Genomic DNA, 18839 nt, shown 5'->3' with positions numbered 1-18839 from the left:
CGGTGGCCGCGGGACCCTGCTGGGAGAGGTGTCAGCTCACGGAGACCTGGGGCTCGCCCGAGGCGATGCCGTCCTTCTCCATCTGTTCGGCGAGCTTCATGGCCTCGTCGATCAGGGTCTCCACGATCTTCGACTCGGGAACGGTCTTGATGACCTCCCCCTTCACAAAGATCTGCCCCTTGCCATTGCCCGACGCCACACCGAGATCCGCCTCACGCGCCTCACCCGGACCGTTCACCACACAGCCCATCACGGCCACGCGCAGCGGGACCTCCATGCCCTCCAGGCCCGCCGTCACCTCGTCCGCCAGCTTGTACACATCCACCTGCGCACGCCCACAGGAAGGACACGAGACGATCTCCAGGCGGCGCTGCTTGAGGTTCAGGGCCTCCAGGATCTGCAGGCCGACCTTGACCTCCTCGGCCGGCGGCGCCGACAGCGAGACCCGGATCGTGTCCCCGATCCCCTCGCTCAGCAACGCACCGAACGCCACAGCCGACTTGATGGTCCCCTGGAAGGCGGGGCCGGCTTCGGTGACGCCGAGGTGGAGGGGGTAGTCGCACTGCGCGGCCAGCTGACGGTACGCGTTGACCATCACCACCGGATCGTTGTGCTTCACCGAGATCTTGATGTCCCTAAACCCGTGCTCCTCGAACAGCGACGCCTCCCACAGCGCCGACTCCACCAGCGCCTCCGGCGTCGCCTTCCCGTACTTCCGCAGCAGCCGCGCATCCAGCGAACCGGCATTCACCCCGATCCGGATCGGGGTCCCCGCCTCCCCCGCCGCCTTCGCGATCTCCCGCACCTTGTCGTCGAACTGCTTGATGTTCCCCGGATTCACCCGCACCGCCGCACACCCCGCGTCAATCGCCGCGAACACATACTTCGGCTGGAAATGAATATCCGCGATCACCGGAATCTGCGACTTCCGCGCAATCACCGCCAACGCGTCGGCGTCATCCTGCGTCGGACAGGCGACCCGTACGATCTGGCACCCCGACGCCGTCAGCTCAGCGATCTGCTGCAACGTCGCACCCACATCGGAGGTACGCGTCGTCGTCATCGACTGCACCGACACCGGCGCATCCCCACCGACCGCCACCGACCCGACCTGGATCTGACGGCTGACCCGCCGCTCGGCGAGCTTGGTCGGAACGGACGGCATTCCGAGAGAAATCGCGGTCATCTGCTGTGCAACCCCAAGGTATGAATCAAGGTCCCGGGACGGGCGGGCTCCGGCCCCGAGATTACGCCACTACGCACCGCCCGAGCACATCGGGCAGCTCAGCCCGGCTCAGGAGATCTTGACCGGATTGAACACATCGGCGACCAGTACGAGCAGCGTGAAGCAGATGAAGATCCCCGCCACCACATAGGCGAACGGCATCAGCTTCGCGACATCGAACGGGCCCGGGTCGGGGCGCTTGAAGAGCCGCGCCAGCCTGCGCCGCAGCGACTCCCAGAGCGCGCCCGCGATATGCCCGCCGTCCAGGGGCAGCAGCGGCAGCATATTGAACAGGAACAGCGAGAGGTTGAAGCCCGCGAGCAGGAACAGCATCATCGCGATCTGGTTGGTCGCGGGGATGTCGAGCGTCATCACCTCGCCGCCGATCCGGGCCGCGCCGACCACGCCGACCGGTGAGTCCTCCTTGCGCGGGCCGTCGCCGAAGGCCGCGCTCCAGAGGTCGGGGATCTTGGAGGGCAGGGCGACGATCGACTCGACACCGTCCCCGATCATGGTGCCCATCCGGTCCACGGACTGGGGGAAGGACAGCGGAACGATCTCGGTGGCGGCGGCGAAGCCGAGATAGCCGGCGGGGACGTACTTGCCGGGGACGACCTCTCCGTTGGAGTCCTTCTCGGCCACCAGGTTCTTGGCGAGGGTGGCGTGCAGCTCCTGCCGGGCGCCGTCGCGCTCGACGGTGATGGTGGCGGGGCCGATGGTCTCGCGGATCAGATTGGAGAGGGTGGTCCAGTCGTCGACGGCCCGTCCGTTGAAGGCGACGATCCTGTCGCCCGCCTTGAGACCGGCCGCCTGGGCGGGCGAGACCGGGTCGCCCTTCTGGCAGGTGTCGCGCTTCTCGCTCTGCGAGATCACGCACTTCTGGACGCCCGCGACCTGGGTGGTCTGGGTCTGGAAGCCGAAGCCCATCGCCACCCCGATGAAGATCACGGCGGCGAGGACCAGGTTCATGAACGGGCCCGCGAACATCACGATCACGCGCTTCCACGGCTTGCGCGTGTAGAACAGCCGCTTCTCGTCGCCCGGTTGCAGCTCCTCGAAGGCCGCCGAGCGGGCGTCCTCTATCATCCCGCGCCACGGCGAGGTCGACCGCGCCTCGATCCGGCCGTCGGGTCCCGGCGGGAACATGCCGATCATGCGGATGTAGCCGCCGAGGGGGATCGCCTTGATCCCGTACTCGGTGTCGCCCTTCTTGCGCGACCAGATCGTCGGCCCGAAGCCGACCATGTACTGGGGTACGCGGATGCCGAAGTACTTGGCGGTCGAGAGATGGCCCAGTTCGTGCCAGGCGATGGAGAAGAGCAGACCGGCGACAAAGACAAGAATGCCGAGGACCGTCAACAGAATCGTCATGCGCGAGCCTCCGCCGGCTGTTCTTCGCCGATTGTGTCTGCCAGTTGGTCTGCCAATGCCGCCGCCTTCTCACGGGCCCGGGCGCGTGCCCAGGCCTCCGCTTCGAGGACGTCCGCCACGGTGAGCGAGGTTCCCGTACGGCCCGTACCGTGACCGTCTTCTGTGCCGTACGTACGGTCGGAGCCGGTGCCGTGTTCTTCGACGACCTCGGTGACCGTGTCCATGATGCCGTTGAACGGGAGCCGGCCGGCCAGGAACGCGTCGACGCACTCCTCGTTCGCGGCATTGAACACCGCCGGGGCCGTGCCGCCCAGGGCCCCCACCTTCCTGGCGAGTCCCACCGAGGGGAAGGCCTCCCCGTCGAGCGGGAAGAACTCCCAGGCCGAGGCCTTCGTCCAGTCGAACGCGGGGGCGGCGTCCGGCACCCGCGACGGCCAGCCGAGACCGACGGCGATCGGCCCGCGCATATCGGGCGGGGTCGCCTGGGCCAGGGTCGAGCCGTCGCTGAATTCCACCATCGAGTGGACATACGACTGAGGGTGGACGACGACCTCAATGCGTTCGAAGGGAATGTCGTAAAGAAGATGTGCCTCGATCACTTCGAGCCCCTTGTTGACCAAGGTTGCCGAATTGACCGTGATCACCGGGCCCATCGACCAGGTGGGGTGCGCCAGGGCGTCCCGGGGGGTCACACCGGCCAGTTCGGCTCGCGTACGGCCGCGGAAGGGCCCGCCGGAGGCGGTCACGACCAGTTTGCGCACATCGGCGCGGGTGCCGGCGGCCAGCGCCTGGAAGAGCGCGGCGTGCTCGGAGTCGACCGGGATGATCTGGCCGGGCTTCGCCACGGCCTTGACGAGGGGGCCGCCGACGATCAGCGACTCCTTGTTGGCGAGAGCGAGGGTCCGGCCCGCGGCGAGGGCGGCGAGGGTGGGGGCGAGGCCGATGGAGCCGGTGATGCCGTTGAGGACGGTGTGGCAGTCGGAGGCCGCCAGCTCGGTGGCGGCGTCGGGGCCCGCGAGGATCTCCGGCAGCGGCTCGCCCGTACCGTACCGCTCCCTGAGCGCCTCCCGCAGCGCGGGCACGGCGTCCTCGCGCGCGACCGCGACGGTACGGACCCGGAGCCGCCGCGCCTGCTCGGCGAGGAGTTCCACCCGGCCTCCGGCGGCGGAGAGCGCGGTGACGCGGAAACGGTCGGGATTGCGCAGAACCAGGTCGATGGCCTGGGTGCCGACCGATCCTGTGGAGCCGAGGACGACGATGTCCCGGCGGCCTTCGGTCGGGTCGAAGGCGATGTGCGGATCGGCGAGAGGGGCTGGGCTGTCGCTCATGCCCCCATTCTTGCCTCATCCGTGCGCCGGTTGGACAGCGCGCCCCTGCGGCTGTTGAAATGCGCCGTCTTTTTGCCGGTCTTTTTGCCGTGCTTCAGGCGTGTCCGGCGGCGTTCAGTCCTGTCCCGCCGCCCGGAACTTCTGCCACTGGGCCTGGACGATCTCGTCGGGCACTCCGCCGACGTCCTCGGTGCCGGGGATCTCGGCGCGGAAGGAGAGGGTGGTGGAGCCCGACCGTACAACGGTGAGGTATTCGTACAGCTTCAGCGTTCCCTTTACGTCGAGGATGGTGAAGCGGTACGCGATGGCCTCGTCGCCGAGGCCGGGCGCCTCGGCCGGCTCCACCTTCAGGTATTTCGCCCGCGCCAGCGCCCGGTCCTCGGTGAATCCGCCGGCGCACTCCTTTCCCGCCGTACGAAGGGCCTTCAGAACGCCGGTCGCTCCCTGGGCGGCGTACGAACGGAGCTGTACGGAGACCGTGAGCCCGAGCATCTCGTCGGGGACATCGGCTTTACGGTGCACCTCGGCGGCCGGATCGAAGGCGGTGGCGCCGGGCGCGAGGCTGACGAGCGGCTGGCAGACGGCGGGGTCGGCGGTGTAGTCCTCGCCGAGAGGGGCGCCGAGGGCGTAGTCGGAGACGGTGTAGCGGCCGATCTTCTCGCCGTCGGTGAGGGAGGCGGCAGTGAGCTGCTCCTCGGTGAGGGGCGCGGGACCGGCGGCGGAGGGCTTGCCGGTGGCACCGCCGTTCTCGGCGCCGGCGTTCTTGCCGTCGGCGCCGTCGCCCTGCTGGTCGCCGCTGCTGCACGCGGACGCTCCGAGGAGTACGAGGCCGGCGGCCACCGCCGTCGCACCGTGCCGTACCCGCCGCACCCGGCTCCTTGTGGCCCCGAACATGCCTGCCCCCATCGTGAGTTGATCTCGCGGGTTGATCGTCCCGACGCCCGATTGTATTGACACGCCTCGGCCGTGGCCCGATTCTGAGAGCGCTCTCAAAGCCCCCAACGCCCCCCACAACTCAGGAGGCAGAGCGTGCTTGGCACAAGAAAGCTGCTCGCGTCACTGGCCGCCGCGGTGGTCTTCGCGACCGGGTTCTCGGCCGCGGGTCCGGCGTCACTCGCCGGGGCCGCGGTACCCACCGAAGCCGCGGTGCCCGCCGAGGCCGCCGTGCCGGAGACGATCCCCCTCACCATCACGAACAACTCCGGCCGCGCGGACCCGGTCTACCTGTACAACCTCGGGACGCTCCTCACGACGGGCCAGCAGGGCTGGGCCGACGCGAACGGTACGTTCCACGCCTGGCCAGGCGGCGGCAATCCGCCCACTCCGGCGCCCGACGCGTCGATCGCCGGGCCGGCCAACGGGCAGTCGATCACGATCCGGATGCCGAAGTTCTCCGGCCGGGTCTACTTCTCGTACGGCCAGAAGCTCGACTTCAGGCTGACCACCGGCGGTCTGGTGCAGCCCGCGGTCCAGAACCCGAACGACCCGAACCGGAACATCCTGTTCAACTGGACCGAGTACACACTCAACGACGCCGGACTGTGGATCAACAGCACACAGGTCGATATGTTCTCGGCGCCGTACGCGGTCGGTGTGCGGCTCCCCGACGGTTCCACCAGGACCACCGGCCATCTCAAGCCGGGCGGCTACAACGGTGTCCTCAACGCCCTCAGGAACCAGCCGGGCGGCTGGGCCGGTCTGATCCAGACCCGCCCCGACGGCACCGTTCTGCGCGCCCTCGCGCCCGGCCACGGCATCGGCTCGGGCTCGCTTCCGGCCGGGGTGCTGGACGACTACATCAACCGGGTGTGGAGCAGGTACACCACCTCGACCCTGACGGTCACACCGTTCGGGGACCAGCCGAACACCAAGTACTTCGGCCGGGTCTCGGGCAATGTCATGAACTTCACCAACTCGGCGGGCGCGGTCGTCACCTCGTTCCAGAAGCCCGACGCCGACAGCGTCTTCGGCTGCTACAAGCACCTGGACGCCCCCAACGACCTCGTCCGAGGCCCCATCTCCCGCACCCTCTGCGCGGGCTTCAACCGCACCACCCTCCTCACCAACCCCAACCAGCCGGACAACAACCCGGCCGGCTTCTACCAGGACCCCGTGACCAACCACTACGCCCGCACGATTCACGCCCAGATGTCCGACGGCAAGGCATACGCCTTCGCCTTTGACGACGTTGGCAACCACGAGTCCCTGGTGAACGACCCCAACCCCCAGCAGGCGTACATCACCCTGGACCCCTTCAACTAGGGCCTTTCGATCAGGCCTTCTCCACGGCTCCGGGCCGCGTCCCTCTGGAAGGGGCGCGGCCCGGACGTTCGGCGGGTCAGGGGATGGGGCGGTGGACGTTGGGGTGGGGGGAGGGGCCCGGGGCGGTGTCGGCGATCCAGGGGCCGTCGCCGCTGGGGTCGATGATGCCGTCCTCCAGCCAGGTGTAGCGGCCCGCGAGGACGCCGCTGACGACCTTGCGGTCGAGGTCGTCCGTGTTGGACCAGAGGCGGGTGAAGAGTTCCTCGACGCGGATACGGGCCTGGCGGCAGAAGGCGTCGGCGAGTTGGTAGGCCTCGCGGCCGTGGTCGCCGTTCGTGCGCAGCAGTTCGGCCCGTACGCACGCCGCGCTCATCGCGAACAGCTCCGCGCCGATGTCCACGATCCGGCCGAGGAAGCCCTGTTTCGTCTCCATCCGGCCCTGCCAGCGCGACATGGCGTAGAAGGTGGAGCGGGCGAGCTTGCGCGCGGTGCGCTCGGCGTAGCGCAGATGCGGCGACAGGTCCGGCAGGCCCGCGTGGTGGAACTCGCCGTACGATCCCGGCAGTTGACCGGGGCCCGCGACCAGCTTCGGCAGCCAGCGGGCGTAGAACTTCCCCGCCTGCGCGCCCGCCTTCGCCTTGTCGGCGAGGGACTTGTCCGGGTCGATGATGTCGCCGGCCACCGAGAGATGGGCGTCGACGGCCTCACGGGCGATCAGCAGATGCATGATCTCGGTGGAGCCCTCGAAGATCCGGTTGATCCGCAGATCGCGGAGCATCTGCTCGGCGGGTACGGCGCGTTCGCCGCGGGCCGCCAGGGACTCCGCGGTCTCGAAGCCGCGGCCGCCGCGGATCTGGACCAGTTCGTCGGCCATCAGACAGCCCATCTCCGAGCCGTACAGCTTGGCGAGCGCCGCCTCGATCCGGATGTCGTTGCGGTCCTCGTCGGCCATCTGGGACGCCAGGTCGACCATCGCCTCCAGCGCGAAGGTGGTCGCGGCGATGAAGGAGATCTTCCCGCCCACCGCCTCGTGCCTGCCGACCGGCTTGCCCCACTGCTCACGGGCCCCCGACCACTCCCTGGCGATCTTCAGACACCACTTGCCGGCGCCCACGCACATCGCGGGCAGCGAGAGCCGGCCGGTGTTGAGGGTGGTCAGGGCGATCTTGAGACCGGCGCCCTCGGGGCCGATCCGGTTCGCGGCGGGGACCCGGACGCGGTGGAAGCGCGTCACCCCGTTCTCCAGGCCGCGCAGGCCCATGAAGGCGTTGCGGTGCTCGACCGTGATGCCCGGCGAGTCCGCCTCGACGACGAACGCCGTGATGCCGCCCTTGTGCCCCTCGGACTTCGGGACGCGCGCCATCACCACCAGCAGATCGGCCACGACCCCGTTGGTCGTCCAGAGCTTCACGCCGTCGAGGACGTACGCGTCGCCGTCGGGCACTGCCGTCGTGGCGAGCCTGGCCGGGTCGGAGCCGACATCCGGCTCGGTGAGCAGGAAGGCCGAGATGTCCGTACGGGCCAGCCTCGGCAGGAACGTCTCCTTCTGCTCCGGCGTGCCGAAAATCTTCAGCGGCTGCGGTACGCCGATCGACTGATGGGCGGAGAGCAGCGCGCCGATCGCGGGGCTCGCGGAGCCGACCAGGGCCAGCGCCCTGTTGTAGTACACCTGGGTGAGGCCGAGACCGCCGTACGCGGTGTCGATCTTCATCCCGAGCGCGCCCAGTTCCCTGAGCCCGTTGATCACCTCGTCCGGGATCCGGGCCTCGCGCTCGATCAGCGCGCCGTCGATCTGCGTCTCGCAGAACGCGCGGAGCCTCGTCAGGAACTCCTCGCCGCGCCTGACGTCCTCCGGGGCGGGCAGGGGGTGCGGATGGATGAGGTCGAGCCGGAAGCGGCCGAGGAACATCTCCTTGGCGAAGCTCGGCTTGCGCCAGCCCTGCTCACGGGCGGCCTCGGCGACCTGGCGCGCCTCCCGCTCGGAGACCTTGGGGCGGCCCGGCGGTTCCTGGGGGGCGGATGCTGCTGAGGGTGCGGATGGGGCGGACATGAGGAACTCACCTCGCCGCGGAGTCGGGTCCAGTGACGGTTTTACCGGCTGGTTCTACTCGTCCGTATCTACCCGATTAACGCGGTGCCCACCAGTCGTGGAGCAAAGGGATCAAAGGTGCGGGTGCGAAGCGGCCGGAGCCCGCCGCGCATGGCGGGCTCCGGCCGTCCGGTGCTTCTTCCGGAGAGTCCCTACAGGTCCAGGCCCGTGAACACCATGACGCGCTCGTACGTGTAGTCGTCCATCGCGAAGCGCACGCCCTCGCGGCCGACGCCGGACTGCTTGACGCCGCCGTACGGCATCTGGTCGGCGCGGTACGAGGGCACGTCGCCGATGATCACGCCGCCCACCTCCAGGGCGCGGTGGGCGCGGAACGCGGCCTGCACGTCGTGGGTGAACACCCCTGCCTGGAGGCCGTACTTCGAGTCGTTGACCGCCGCGAACGCCTCGCTCTCGCCCTCGACCCGGCGGAGCGTCAGCACGGGCCCGAAAACCTCCTCGCGGGAGACCTTGGTGTCCGCGGGGACCTCGGAGAGGACGGTGGGCGCGTAGGCCGCGCCGTCCCGCTTGCCGCCCGCGAGCACCTGGGCACCGGACCGTACCGCCTCGTCCACCCACGACTCGACGCGCCTGGCGGCGTCCTCGCTGACGAGCGGGCCCACATCGGTGGACTCGTCGGCGGGGTCCCCGGTGATCTGCGCCTCGACCGCCGCGACGATCCTGGGCACGAGCCGCTCGTACACCGACGCGTCGGCGATCACCCGCTGGACGGAGATACAGGACTGGCCGGCCTGGTAGTTGGCGAAGGTCGCGATCCTGGTCGCCGCCCAGTCGAGGTCCTTCTCGCTCGCGTAGTCGGCGAGGACGACGGCGGCGCCGTTGCCGCCGAGTTCGAGGGTGATGTGCTTGCGCGGGACGGAGTCCATGATCGCGAAGCCGACCTTGTCGGAGCCGGTGAACGAGATCACGGGCAGCCGTTCGTCCTCCACGAGGGCGGGCATCCGGTCGTTCGGCACGGGCAGTACGGACCAGGCGCCGGCCGGCAGGTCGGTCTCCGCGAGCAGCTCGCCGAGGAGGAGACCGGAGAGGGGGGTCGCGGGGGCGGGCTTGAGGATGATCGGGGCGCCGACAGCGATGGCGGGCGCGATCTTGTGGGCGCACAGGTTGAGCGGGAAGTTGAACGGCGCGATGCCGAGGACGGCGCCGCGGGGGAAGCGGCGGGTCAGGGCGAGGCGGCCGGCGCCGCCGGGGTCCGTGTCGAGGCGCTGGGCGTCGCCGCCGTTGAAACGGCGGGCCTCTTCGGCGGCGAAGCGGAACACGGAGACGGCACGGCCGACCTCGCCGCGGGCCCATTTGAGGGGCTTGCCGTTCTCGGCGGAGATCAGCCGGGCGATCTCGTCGGCGCGCTCGACGATCCGGCGGGAGACGTGGTCGAGGGCGGCGGCGCGGAGGTGGGCGGGGGTGGCGGCGAACTCGTCCCGTACGGCGTACGCGGCGGCGACGGCCTCCTCGACCTGGGCCTCGCCCGGCACTGCGACGGTGCCGACGAGCCGGCCGTCCCAGGGGGAGGTGACGTCGATGGTGTCCTCGCCGGTGGCCTGGCGGCCGGCGAGCCAGAAGGCATGGGTGGAAGTCATCGCGAGTCCGGGCCCTTCCGAGTTAGGTGGTCCGCGTGGGGGCGGTGGTGGGGGTGTCCGTGTCCACGGTAGGCGCGTGGGGGCAGGGGGTGGGTTGTCCGGGGTGGAGTGCCGGGGCGTCGGCGTGCGCCGCAATGTCAGGTGGCCGGGGTTTCCCCACCCCGCCCCTACCCGAAAACCGGGGCGCTGCCCCGGACCCCGGCTGGGGGGTGGCGGGCTGCCGGGTTCGCGCTCCGGCTTCGCGGCGGGGGGTCGGCGGGACCGGGCCTGGCCCGGCAGCGGCAGTGCCGTACCGGCGCTTGCGCCAGGCCGGAACGCTCCGGGGGCGCGAGCGGAGACGCCCTCCTACCAGGAGCGTGCGAGCGCGGGCCCTCCTACTTCCGCTGTTCCTCCGCCCTCGGCTGCGTCGTTGTCTTCAGGGCCAGCCACAGCTCCATCCGTACGTCCGGGTCGTCCAGGGAGCGGCCCAGGATTTCCTCTACTCGGCGCATGCGGTAGCGGAGGGTGTGGCGGTGGACGCCGAGGTCGGCGGCTGCGGCGTCCCATTGGCCGTGGCGGGAGAGCCACGCCCGGAGGGAGGCGACGAGGTCGCCGCGGCCCTTGGTGTCGTGGTCGTGGAGGGCGCGGAGCATGCCGTCGGCGAAGGCGCGGACCGCGTCGTCGGCAAGGAGGGGGAGGATCGAACCCGTGGCCAGTTCCTCGTGTTCGACGAGGGCGCGGCCGCGGCGGCGGGCCACCGAGAGCGCCTGTTCGGCTTGTTTGTACGCACCCGACGCGGCGATCGGACCCGTCGGCGCGGACAGGCCGATCACCACGCCCGCGGCCTCCGCCTTCCGCGCCGCGTACTCCTCCGCCGCCGCGACCACCGCTCCGCCGTCCACCGCGAGCACCGTCAGCCGCCCCTCGCCGTCGGGGACGGCCAGCACCGCCTCCCTCTCGCGGGCGGCCGCCGCCTCCAGCGTCTCGGCGACCGTGGGCAGCGGATCGTCGTCCGCGTTCTCCGCCGACTCCGCTATCAGCAGCCGGAACGGGGCGTCGAGCAGCCGCCCGTACAGTTCGCCCGCCACCGCCCGCGCATGGTCGGACTCGCCGGAAAGCAGCATCCGCAGGACCGCAGAACCGAGCCGCTGCTCCGCCGCCCGCAGGCCGCGCGAGCGCTCCGTCGTCAGCGTCAGCAGGGCGACCGCAGAGTGGACCGCGTACCGCTCCGCCGTGCCGAGCGCCGCTTCCGTACCGACGGCGAGTGCCCCCCGTACGCGCCGGCCCGTGCCCAGGGACTGGAGTTCCACCCGGTCGTCGGCGCCCGCGCCCGGGGCACCGCCGAGGACCGCGCTGGCGGGCGCGGGCCGCTCCCGGAGCCGTTCCACATCGGCCGACAGCCGGGCCGCCCGGCGCGCGGCCCACTCGGGCGCGGCGGCGACGACCGCGCCGGACGCGTCGTACAGCGCCACCCAGCCGTCCACATACCCGGCGAGCCGGGCCAGCAGCGCCTCGGGGCCCTCGGTGAGCGCGGCGCGGGTGAGTTCGCGCTGGGCCTCGAATCCGGCGGTGACCGCGCGGTACTGGTCGGCCGCGATCGCCGCCGACACGGCCTTGCTGATGGCGAGGAACGGCGTACGGCGCGGCACGCCCAGCAGCGGCAGCCCCGCCTCGCGGGCGGCGGTGACGAGCGCCTCGGGGATGTCCTCGTAGTTCACGCCGAGGGCGAAGCCGAGCCCGGCGACCCCGGCGTCCACGAGCCGCCGTACGTACCGCCGCATCGCTTCGGGATCCTCGGCGTCGAGGCCCGTGGCGGTGATGAGGAGGAGTTCGCCGCCCTCCATGTACGGGACGGGGTCGGCCAGCTCACTGGCGTGGACCCAGAGCACGGGCGTCCGGAGCCGGTCCTCCCCCGCGCGCACGGTGAGGTTGAGCGCCGAATGCTGGACGAGCGAGGCGAGGGTGGGCGGCATGGTGGAACCGTAGGGCCTTCGGCAGCGGACGGGCAGGGCGCCGGAACCAGGACCGGCCACCCCTGACGACTACGCCGTCCCGTATGAACGGCATCACCCGATTCTGCCAGATTGTACGATCGGCCGACCGGCCCCTTGCTAGGAAGGCCACCCCCGCAGGTCCACCAGCAGCGGCGGCGCGTGCTCGCCCCCCACCGTCCGCAGCGACAGCACCGCGTGCCCCGCCGGGACCGAGTGCGCCAGCTCGGAGGCCGACCAGCGCTCGCGCTCGACCTTCCGTACGGTCACCGCGTCCGTCGTCACGGCCTTGCCGGTGACCAGCTTGCGGAACGCGTGTATGGCGCGGGTCAGCGGCTGGTCGGCGAAGACCGTCCGCTGGGTGACATCCCGGGTCTCCACCCACTCCGTGCCCCACGCCTCGGCGAATCGCTTGCCGTCCCAGGTGGTGATCCCGGAGAACGCCATCCGGCAGCCGACGGCCCCGAGCAGCGCGGTGTGCAGCGCCTCGGGCACATCGTCGAGCGTACGGAGGGTGAGCACCGCGCCCGCGTTCGCCGAGCGCAGCCGCTGCACCCCGCGCAGGGTCTCGGCGGTGAGGGTGCGGGTCGCGTCGTCCAGGGCGAGGCAGGCGAAGAGCGAGCGGTCGTTGCGCGTCGCCGCGTTCGCCGTGAACTGGGCGAGTATCAGCCTGGCCAGCATCCGCGAGGCCTCGGCGTGCCCGCGCTCCGGCAGGTCGATACGGACCCGCAGCGGGTGCTCCAGAGTGCGCAGCGAGAACGGCCTGGTCCTGCCGGTGGTGTCGAAGAAGCCCGCGAAGGCGGGCCGGTCGAGCAGCGCGACCCGGTCGGCGAGCGCCCGCCCCGGGTCGCCGGGCGCGCCCGACTGCCGCTCACGCGCGTCGAGTTCACGCCGCATGGCGTGGTGCCCCCCGGCGTCGAGCGCCTCCCGCAGGGCGGCCAGCGCGGCGGGCGAGCCGTCGAGCAGCTCCCGCAGCTCCGGCACGGCGGGCAGTCGGCCGTGCGCGACGCGGAAGGGGCCGAGGAGCTGGGCGAGCGCGGTGGTGGCCCGCCGGCTGTCGGTGTCCGCCAGATCGCCGACGAGGCCCTCGGCGAGTACGGCGGCGGCCTCGTCGGGGTCGTTGGTCCCGCCGTACAGATCGAGGTCGTACACCGACTCCGGATCGCCGAGCCGGACCACGACATCGAAGGCGCTGTCCGGGCCGAACTGGGTGCCCGCGGCGCAGACGACGATGACGGCCGCCTGGCCCGCGAGCGCCTGGAGCGCGAGCGACTCGACGACGGGCCGCACGAGGGTGTGCGTCTTGCCCGCCCCGGGCGGGCCGACGGCCAGCAGCGAGGTCCCGAGCAGCACCGGATCCAGCGCGAGACCGGTGCCCCGCCGGGGGTACGGATTGCGCTCCCCGTCATGCACCGTACCGATCCTGACCTGCCGTACGAGCAGATCGTGCCGGGCGGCGCGCACGGGCAGATCGCGGTGGCCCGAGGGGTGGACACAGGCCCCGGCGCCCTTGCCGCGCACGGCCTCGGTGAAGGCGGTCAGCCGCGAGGGATCGGCCCGTACGGAGTGCCAGGCGCGGCGGATCCGGGCGTAGTCGACATCGTTCATACGCCCGTCCCGCACCTCGGCCGCGAGCTTGGCGGCCACCTCCCCGAGCCCGGCGGCCCGCAGCTCGGGCCACTCGGCGAGATCGTCCTCGGGCTCGGGGTGCGGCGGGGCGGTCTCCCGGGGGGTGTCGCCGGGGCCGCGGCGCAGCAGGCGCCGGGCCAGCTCGGGCCAGCGGCCGAGGCGTCCGAAGACGACGACGAGCAGACCGATCACCAGGGCGTAGTAAATCTCCTGGGCTGTGGCGCCCTCCGTCGTGCCGTTCCACCAGGAATCGGGGGTGAGGAGAAACAACGGCCACAGCCAGAACCCGCCCAGATACCCGTTCCACAGCAGCGACCACAGCAGCAGCCCCGCCAGCAGCGAGATCAGCGCCCCGCTGACCAGCTGCCGCAGCGGAGTGCGCTCCGGCTCCTCCGGGGGCCGCGCCCGGTGGCCGTACGCCCAGGTTCCCGGGGCGTCCGCGACCCGCGGGACCAGCAGCCACTCACGCAGCGTCGGACCGGCGTGGGGCGCATGGCCCGGGGCCGGCGGGAGCACCGCCTCGAACGGCGCCGAGGAGGGCGGAGGCGGCATGGGCGGCTGCCCCGGCGGCCCTGCCGGGCGCGGCACGGGGTTGGCCCAGGTGCCCCGTGAGTCCTGCGTGCCGTCGGTGTCCATCCGTACCCCTGCCCCCTGTGCAATCACCGGTCCGCCCTGCTGTACCTGCTGTACCCGCTCAATGTATTGCCACCGACGGACATTCAGCGGCTGGCCCACCGTCCGCCGCCCGCAAGGAGGTTGATGCCCGCCCGTCGCCCCCGCCCGTACCGGCGTTCCCCCCTCCCGCCGCCCGCCCTGTACGGCACGCGGTCCGTCGCGCTGTCCGTCACGGACAACGACACACCCCCACTACTACCGAACGGCGCATGCCCGCACCCCTTCGTCGCCCCTAGCCTGCGAAGAAAGCCCCCGTAACACCGGTACACCCCGGAACCCCTGAACACCCCCAGGAGCCCCTCATGACCGCCATCCCGCAGGAGCGCCGTCTCGTCACCGCCATTCCCGGGCCGAAGTCCCAGGAGCTGCAGGCCCGCCGTACCGCCGCGGTCGCCGGCGGTGTGGGGTCCGTGCTGCCCGTCTTCGCCGCCCGCGCCGGCGGGGGAATCGTCGAGGACGTGGACGGCAACCGGCTGATCGACTTCGGTTCCGGCATCGCCGTGACCTCCGTCGGCGCCGGCCCCGAGGCCGTCGTACGCCGCGCCTCCGCCCAGCTCGCGGACTTCACCCACACCTGTTTCATGGTCACGCCGTACGAGGGGTACGTCGAGGTCTGCGAGCAGCTCGCCGAACTCACCCCCGGCGACCACGCCAAGAAGTCCGCGCTGTTCAACTCGGGCGCCGAGGCCGTCGAGAACGCGGTCAAGATCGCCCGTTCGTACACCAAGCGCCAGGCGGTCGTCGTCTTCGACCACGGCTATCACGGCCGTACGAATCTGACCATGGCGCTGACCTCGAAGAACATGCCGTACAAGAACGGCTTCGGCCCCTTCGCCCCGGAGATCTACCGGGTGCCCGTCGCCTACGGCTACCGCTGGCCCACCGGCCCTGAAAACTGCGGCCCCGAGGCGTCCGCCCAGGTCATCGACCAGATCAACAAGCAGATCGGGGCCGACAACGTCGCGGCGATCGTCATCGAGCCGCTGCTCGGCGAGGGCGGGTTCATCGAGCCCGCGAAGGGCTTCCTGCCTGCGCTGGCGCGGTTCGCCCGGGAGAACGGGATCGTGTTCGTGGCGGACGAGATCCAGTCCGGCTTCTGCCGTACCGGCCAGTGGTTCGCCTGCGAGGACGAGGGTGTCGTACCGGATCTGATCACCACCGCCAAGGGCATCGCGGGCGGTCTGCCGCTCGCCGCCGTGACCGGCCGCGCCGAGATCATGGACGCCGCGCACCCGGGCGGCCTGGGCGGTACGTACGGCGGGAACCCGGTGGCCTGCGCCGCCGCGCTCGGCGCCATCGAGACGATGAAGGAGCTGGACCTCCCCGCGAAGGCGCGGCACATCGAGACCGTGATGAAGCCCCGGCTGGCCGCGCTGAGCGAGAAGTACGACGTCATCGGCGATATCCGCGGCCGGGGCGCGATGATCGCGATCGAGCTGGTGAAGGACCGCGCCACCAAGGAACCCAACCCGGAGGCGACCGCCGCGCTCGCCAAGGCCTGCCACGCGGCGGGGCTGCTGGTCCTGACCTGTGGCACTTACGGGAACGTGCTGCGCTTCCTGCCGCCCCTGGTGATCGGCGAGGACCTGCTGACCGAGGGCCTGGACATCATCGAGCAGGCGTTCTCCGCCCTCTGAGCAGCCCTGATGACGAGCCCGGCGAATCCCGGTGACGTACCGCGTGACCAGCCATGAGGAGCCCCCGGGAGCCACTTGGGGTCATCTTCGGGTCAACGGTGAGGGCCTGTGAAGAAGGTGTGCGAGGGCGATGGCGGGAGCCGTTTCCGGCTGTCGGTCCCGGCCTGCCTGTCGTACGGTTTCCGCAGATGAGAGAAACACCCCGCTCGCAGGGGACTGCGGGCGACACCGGAGCGGAGCATCCCCAGCCCCGCTTTGGTCGTGCCTTCGCGCACACCACTGGAGATTCAGGCTCTGGAACTCCTTGCCGATCGGACGGCCACCCGCCCCAAACCCCCCGGGGCGTGTGGCTCACCGATGCGGACGGCCGCCCCGGAACTACCCCCCCTGTTCCCGGGCGGCCGGCTCATTTCCCGGAGCGTTCCCGGACCCCTCGCAGGTCCCGTCCCCTCCTCCGCAGGTCGCGTCCCCTCTTTCGCGGCTCCCGTCTGCTCTTCGCGCTCTGCGCGCTTCTGTTCTCACTGATCACCTGGCAGGCCGCAGCGGGCGGACCGCTGCGCGCCGCCGACGAGCGCCTGGGGCTGGCGCTCGCCCGCCAAGGGCCCAGACCTCTGACGGAATTCCTCGCCGACCTCGGCGGGATGCCGGTGGCGCTGCCCGTACTGGCCGTGGTGATCGGGTACGCGTTGTGGCGCGGGCAGCGCGCCGGGGCCCTGGCGGTCGCGCTCGCGATGGCCGCGGTGCCGGTCCTGGTCGTACCGCTCAAGATCTGGATCGGCCGGCCGGGTCCGCTCACCGAGGCGACCGGCTACTACCCGTCCGGGCATACGGCGACGGCGATGGTGGCGTACGGCGGCTCGGCGCTGCTCCTCGCGCCGTACCTCCGGCTCTCCGCGGGCACCCGCCGGAACCGGGCGGTGCCCGTCGCCGTCCTGCTCACTCTGGCAACGGGCACCGGCCTGGTGCTGCGCGGCTACCACTGGCCGCTGGACGTCCTCGGCAGCCTGGCGCTGTGCGGAATGCTGCTCCTGGTTCTGCGACGGGTGCTCCGCGCACTCGGCACGCCCGGAGCACCCGCGAAGCGGCCCCGGCTCAGCCGAAGTACGCGTCGAAGTTCCGCGAGAACTCCCACTGGTTGAAGCGGTCCCAGTTGATCGACCAGGTCATCAGTCCGCGCAGCGCGGGCCAGGTGCCATGGGTCTGGTAGGAACCGCAGTCCGTCTTCTTCGTCAGGCAGTTCAGCGCCTTGTTGACCTCGGCGGGCGAGGTGTGGCCGTTGCCGGCCTGGGTCGAGGCGGGCAGGCCGATGGCCACCTGGTCGGGCCGCAGCGCCGGGAAGACCTTCGTGGTGTCGCCGGCCACCGGGAACCCGGTGAGCAGCATGTCGGTCATGGCGATGTGGAAGTCGGCGCCGCCCATCGAGTGGTACTGGTTGTCCAGCCCCATGATCGGGCCCGAGTTGTAGTCCTGGACATGGAGCAGGGTGAGGTCGTCCCGGAGGGCGTGGATCACGGGGAGGTACGCCCCGGCGCGCGGGTCCTGGCCGCCCCAGGGGCCCGATCCGTAGAACTGGTAGCCGAGCTGTACAAAGAAGGTCTCGGGGGCCATCGTCAGCACGAAGTCCGGGCCGTACTTGGCCTTGAGGGTCTTGATCGCGGAGATCAGATTGACGATGACCGGGGTGGTGGGGTTGCGGAAGTCGGTGTCCCCGGTGTTGAGGGAGAGCGAGTGGCCCTCGAAGTCGATGTCCAGGCCGTTGAGTCCGTACTCGTCGATGATCCTGGACACCGAGGAGACGAAGGCGTCGCGGGCCGCGGTGGTGGCGAGCTGGACCTGCCCGTTGGCGCCGCCGATGGAGATCAGGACCTTCTTGCCCGCGGCCTGCTTGGCCTTGATGGCGGCCTTGAACTCGGCCGCCGATTCGACGTTCGGGCACTCGGCGACCGGGCAGAGGCTGAACCGGATGTCGCCGGAGGTGACCGAAGTGGGCTCGCCGAAGGCCAGGTTGATGACGTCCCACGAGTCGGGCACGTCGGCCATGCGCGTATAGCCGGAGCCGTTGGCGAAGCTGGAGTGCAGATAGCCGACCAGGGCGTGGGCGGGCAGTCCGCCGCCGTTTCCGCCGCCGCCCGAGGCGGAGGTGGTGGCGCTGACGGCGGGTGAGAGGGCCGACGTACCGGCGGCGTTGGTCGCGGCGACCTGGAAGCTGTACGCCGTGGAGGGGCTGAGCCCGGTCACGGTCGCCGAAGTGCCGCTGACATCAAGGGCCTTGGTGCCGCCGCGGTAGACGCTGTAGCCGGTCGCGCCCGTGACGGGGGACCAGGAGAGGGCCACGGAGGAGGAGGTGACCGTTCCCGCCCGCAGGCCGGTGGGGACGGCCGGGGGCTGGGCGGGGGTGCCGCCGGGGCCCACGAGGGTGAGATCGTCGGCGTAGTAGGCCGGGGTGCCGTACCAGCCGTGGGTGTAGACGGTCACCGACGTGGTGCTGGCGCCGGTACGGAAGCTGGTGGTGAGCTGCTGCCAGCCGGGGGCGGACTGCGTCCAGGTGGAGACATCGGTGGTGCCGGTCCCGGACGCGCCGAGGTAGACATAGCTGCCCTGGACCCAGGCGCTCAGCGTGTACGCGGAGTTCGGCTGGACCGTGACGGTCTGCGAGCACTTGGCGTTGTCGCTGCCCGCGGGGGTGCCCTTGAGCGCGCCGCTCCCGCCGTGCACGGGGGTGCTGACGACGGCGCCGCTGCCCGCCGTACAGCTCCAGCCGCTGAGGCCGGACTCGAAGTTTCCGTTACGGGCGATGTCCGCGTCGGCGGCCCGCGCCGTCTGCGCGGCGGCGACGAGACCGCCCGCGGCGAGGACGGCGGCCGCGAGGGTGGCCACCAGTCTGGGATACAGGGCATACAGGGCCGGACGTCTGGTGCGTTCCACAACTGCCTCCGGGCATGGGGGGAATGGACGTGGCGGAGCGCGCACAGCATGGTCCAGACCAATTGTTCGGTCAAGACCTCTGACAGCACAGCCCGGCGACCCAGGTCGGCGCTCGGGTCGGCACGGCTCC

At 71.2% G+C, this 18839-nt stretch carries 12 protein-coding genes; 3 read left to right on the top strand and 9 right to left on the bottom strand.

Features of this window, described 5'->3' with window-relative positions; genetic code table 11:
• Positions 1–31: 31 nt before the first annotated feature.
• The 4 genes from ispG to ACFU9P_RS16180 form a co-directional block, all read right to left on the bottom strand.
• Positions 32–1186: a flavodoxin-dependent (E)-4-hydroxy-3-methylbut-2-enyl-diphosphate synthase gene (gene ispG / locus ACFU9P_RS16195; protein ID WP_376386873.1), complete on the bottom strand. Its 1155-nt coding sequence runs from the start codon at positions 1184–1186 to the stop codon at positions 32–34.
• Positions 1187–1294: 108 nt separating this feature from the next.
• A complete protein-coding gene (locus ACFU9P_RS16190) occupies positions 1295–2596 on the bottom strand; it encodes a M50 family metallopeptidase (protein ID WP_384080924.1) in 1302 nt (433 codons plus the stop codon).
• Positions 2593–3924, bottom strand: coding sequence for a 1-deoxy-D-xylulose-5-phosphate reductoisomerase (gene dxr / locus ACFU9P_RS16185; protein ID WP_384080921.1), 1332 nt, complete (start codon positions 3922–3924; stop codon positions 2593–2595). Before dxr ends, ACFU9P_RS16190 begins: the two co-directional genes overlap by 4 nt.
• A gap of 114 nt (positions 3925–4038) precedes the next feature.
• Positions 4039–4818, bottom strand: a complete 780-nt coding sequence (locus tag ACFU9P_RS16180; protein WP_376386879.1) for a hypothetical protein — start codon at positions 4816–4818, stop codon at positions 4039–4041.
• A 135-nt stretch (positions 4819–4953) separates the two neighbouring features.
• Here ACFU9P_RS16180 and ACFU9P_RS16175 point away from each other — a divergent pair, with 135 nt between their 5' ends.
• Positions 4954–6186, top strand: coding sequence for a glycoside hydrolase family 64 protein (locus ACFU9P_RS16175; RefSeq protein ID WP_376386881.1), 1233 nt, complete (start codon positions 4954–4956; stop codon positions 6184–6186).
• Between the two features lie 76 nt (positions 6187–6262).
• On the opposite strand, the gene ACFU9P_RS16170 is transcribed toward ACFU9P_RS16175, so the two are convergent.
• The 4 genes from ACFU9P_RS16170 to ACFU9P_RS16155 all read right to left on the bottom strand — a co-directional run bounded on the left by ACFU9P_RS16170 (position 6263) and on the right by ACFU9P_RS16155 (position 14108).
• Positions 6263–8236, bottom strand: coding sequence for an acyl-CoA dehydrogenase family protein (locus tag ACFU9P_RS16170; protein ID WP_384080919.1), 1974 nt, complete (start codon positions 8234–8236; stop codon positions 6263–6265).
• 191 nt (positions 8237–8427) lie between these two features.
• Complete coding sequence (locus ACFU9P_RS16165; RefSeq protein WP_384080917.1) at positions 8428–9873, bottom strand: aldehyde dehydrogenase family protein; 1446 nt, start codon at positions 9871–9873, stop codon at positions 8428–8430.
• A gap of 374 nt (positions 9874–10247) precedes the next feature.
• Positions 10248–11825 carry a PucR family transcriptional regulator gene (locus ACFU9P_RS16160; protein WP_384080914.1) on the bottom strand — a complete coding sequence of 526 codons (1578 nt, stop codon included), beginning with the start codon at positions 11823–11825 and terminating at the stop codon, positions 10248–10250.
• A 138-nt stretch (positions 11826–11963) separates the two neighbouring features.
• Positions 11964–14108 (bottom strand): ATP-binding protein, encoded by a 2145-nt coding sequence (locus ACFU9P_RS16155; RefSeq protein ID WP_384080911.1) that lies wholly within the window; start codon positions 14106–14108, stop codon positions 11964–11966.
• Between the two features lie 341 nt (positions 14109–14449).
• Between ACFU9P_RS16155 and gabT the strand changes: the two genes are divergently transcribed.
• The gene (gene gabT, locus ACFU9P_RS16150; RefSeq protein ID WP_384080908.1) at positions 14450–15784 is read left to right on the top strand and encodes a 4-aminobutyrate--2-oxoglutarate transaminase; all 1335 of its coding nucleotides are present in this window, start codon (positions 14450–14452) and stop codon (positions 15782–15784) included.
• Between the two features lie 188 nt (positions 15785–15972).
• Positions 15973–16923, top strand: coding sequence for a phosphatase PAP2 family protein (locus ACFU9P_RS16145; RefSeq protein ID WP_384080905.1), 951 nt, complete (start codon positions 15973–15975; stop codon positions 16921–16923).
• Here the strand turns inward: ACFU9P_RS16145 and ACFU9P_RS16140 are convergent.
• Positions 16877–18709 (bottom strand): chitinase, encoded by a 1833-nt coding sequence (locus ACFU9P_RS16140; RefSeq protein ID WP_376371231.1) that lies wholly within the window; start codon positions 18707–18709, stop codon positions 16877–16879. The genes ACFU9P_RS16145 and ACFU9P_RS16140 overlap by 47 nt on opposite strands.
• Positions 18710–18839 lie beyond the last annotated feature (130 nt).

This window comes from Streptomyces sp. NPDC057617 (genome assembly GCF_042800555.1).
In the GTDB taxonomy this organism is placed as follows: Bacteria; Actinomycetota; Actinomycetes; order Streptomycetales; family Streptomycetaceae; genus Streptomyces.
Note: the sequence above shows the minus strand (reverse complement) of the source record. Positions and strands in the feature narration are given on the sequence as shown.

Coding starts and splice junctions, on each gene's coding strand:
- ACFU9P_RS16190 (WP_384080924.1), bottom strand. CDS start 2,596: ATGACGATTCTGTTGACGGTCCTCGGCATTCTTGTCTTTGTCGCCGGT.
- gabT (WP_384080908.1), top strand. CDS start 14,450: ATGACCGCCATCCCGCAGGAGCGCCGTCTCGTCACCGCCATTCCCGGG.
- ACFU9P_RS16165 (WP_384080917.1), bottom strand. CDS start 9,873: ATGACTTCCACCCATGCCTTCTGGCTCGCCGGCCGCCAGGCCACCGGC.
- ACFU9P_RS16160 (WP_384080914.1), bottom strand. CDS start 11,825: ATGCCGCCCACCCTCGCCTCGCTCGTCCAGCATTCGGCGCTCAACCTC.
- ispG (WP_376386873.1), bottom strand. CDS start 1,186: ATGACCGCGATTTCTCTCGGAATGCCGTCCGTTCCGACCAAGCTCGCC.
- ACFU9P_RS16170 (WP_384080919.1), bottom strand. CDS start 8,236: ATGTCCGCCCCATCCGCACCCTCAGCAGCATCCGCCCCCCAGGAACCG.
- ACFU9P_RS16155 (WP_384080911.1), bottom strand. CDS start 14,108: ATGGACACCGACGGCACGCAGGACTCACGGGGCACCTGGGCCAACCCC.
- ACFU9P_RS16180 (WP_376386879.1), bottom strand. CDS start 4,818: ATGTTCGGGGCCACAAGGAGCCGGGTGCGGCGGGTACGGCACGGTGCG.
- ACFU9P_RS16145 (WP_384080905.1), top strand. CDS start 15,973: ATGAGAGAAACACCCCGCTCGCAGGGGACTGCGGGCGACACCGGAGCG.
- dxr (WP_384080921.1), bottom strand. CDS start 3,924: ATGAGCGACAGCCCAGCCCCTCTCGCCGATCCGCACATCGCCTTCGAC.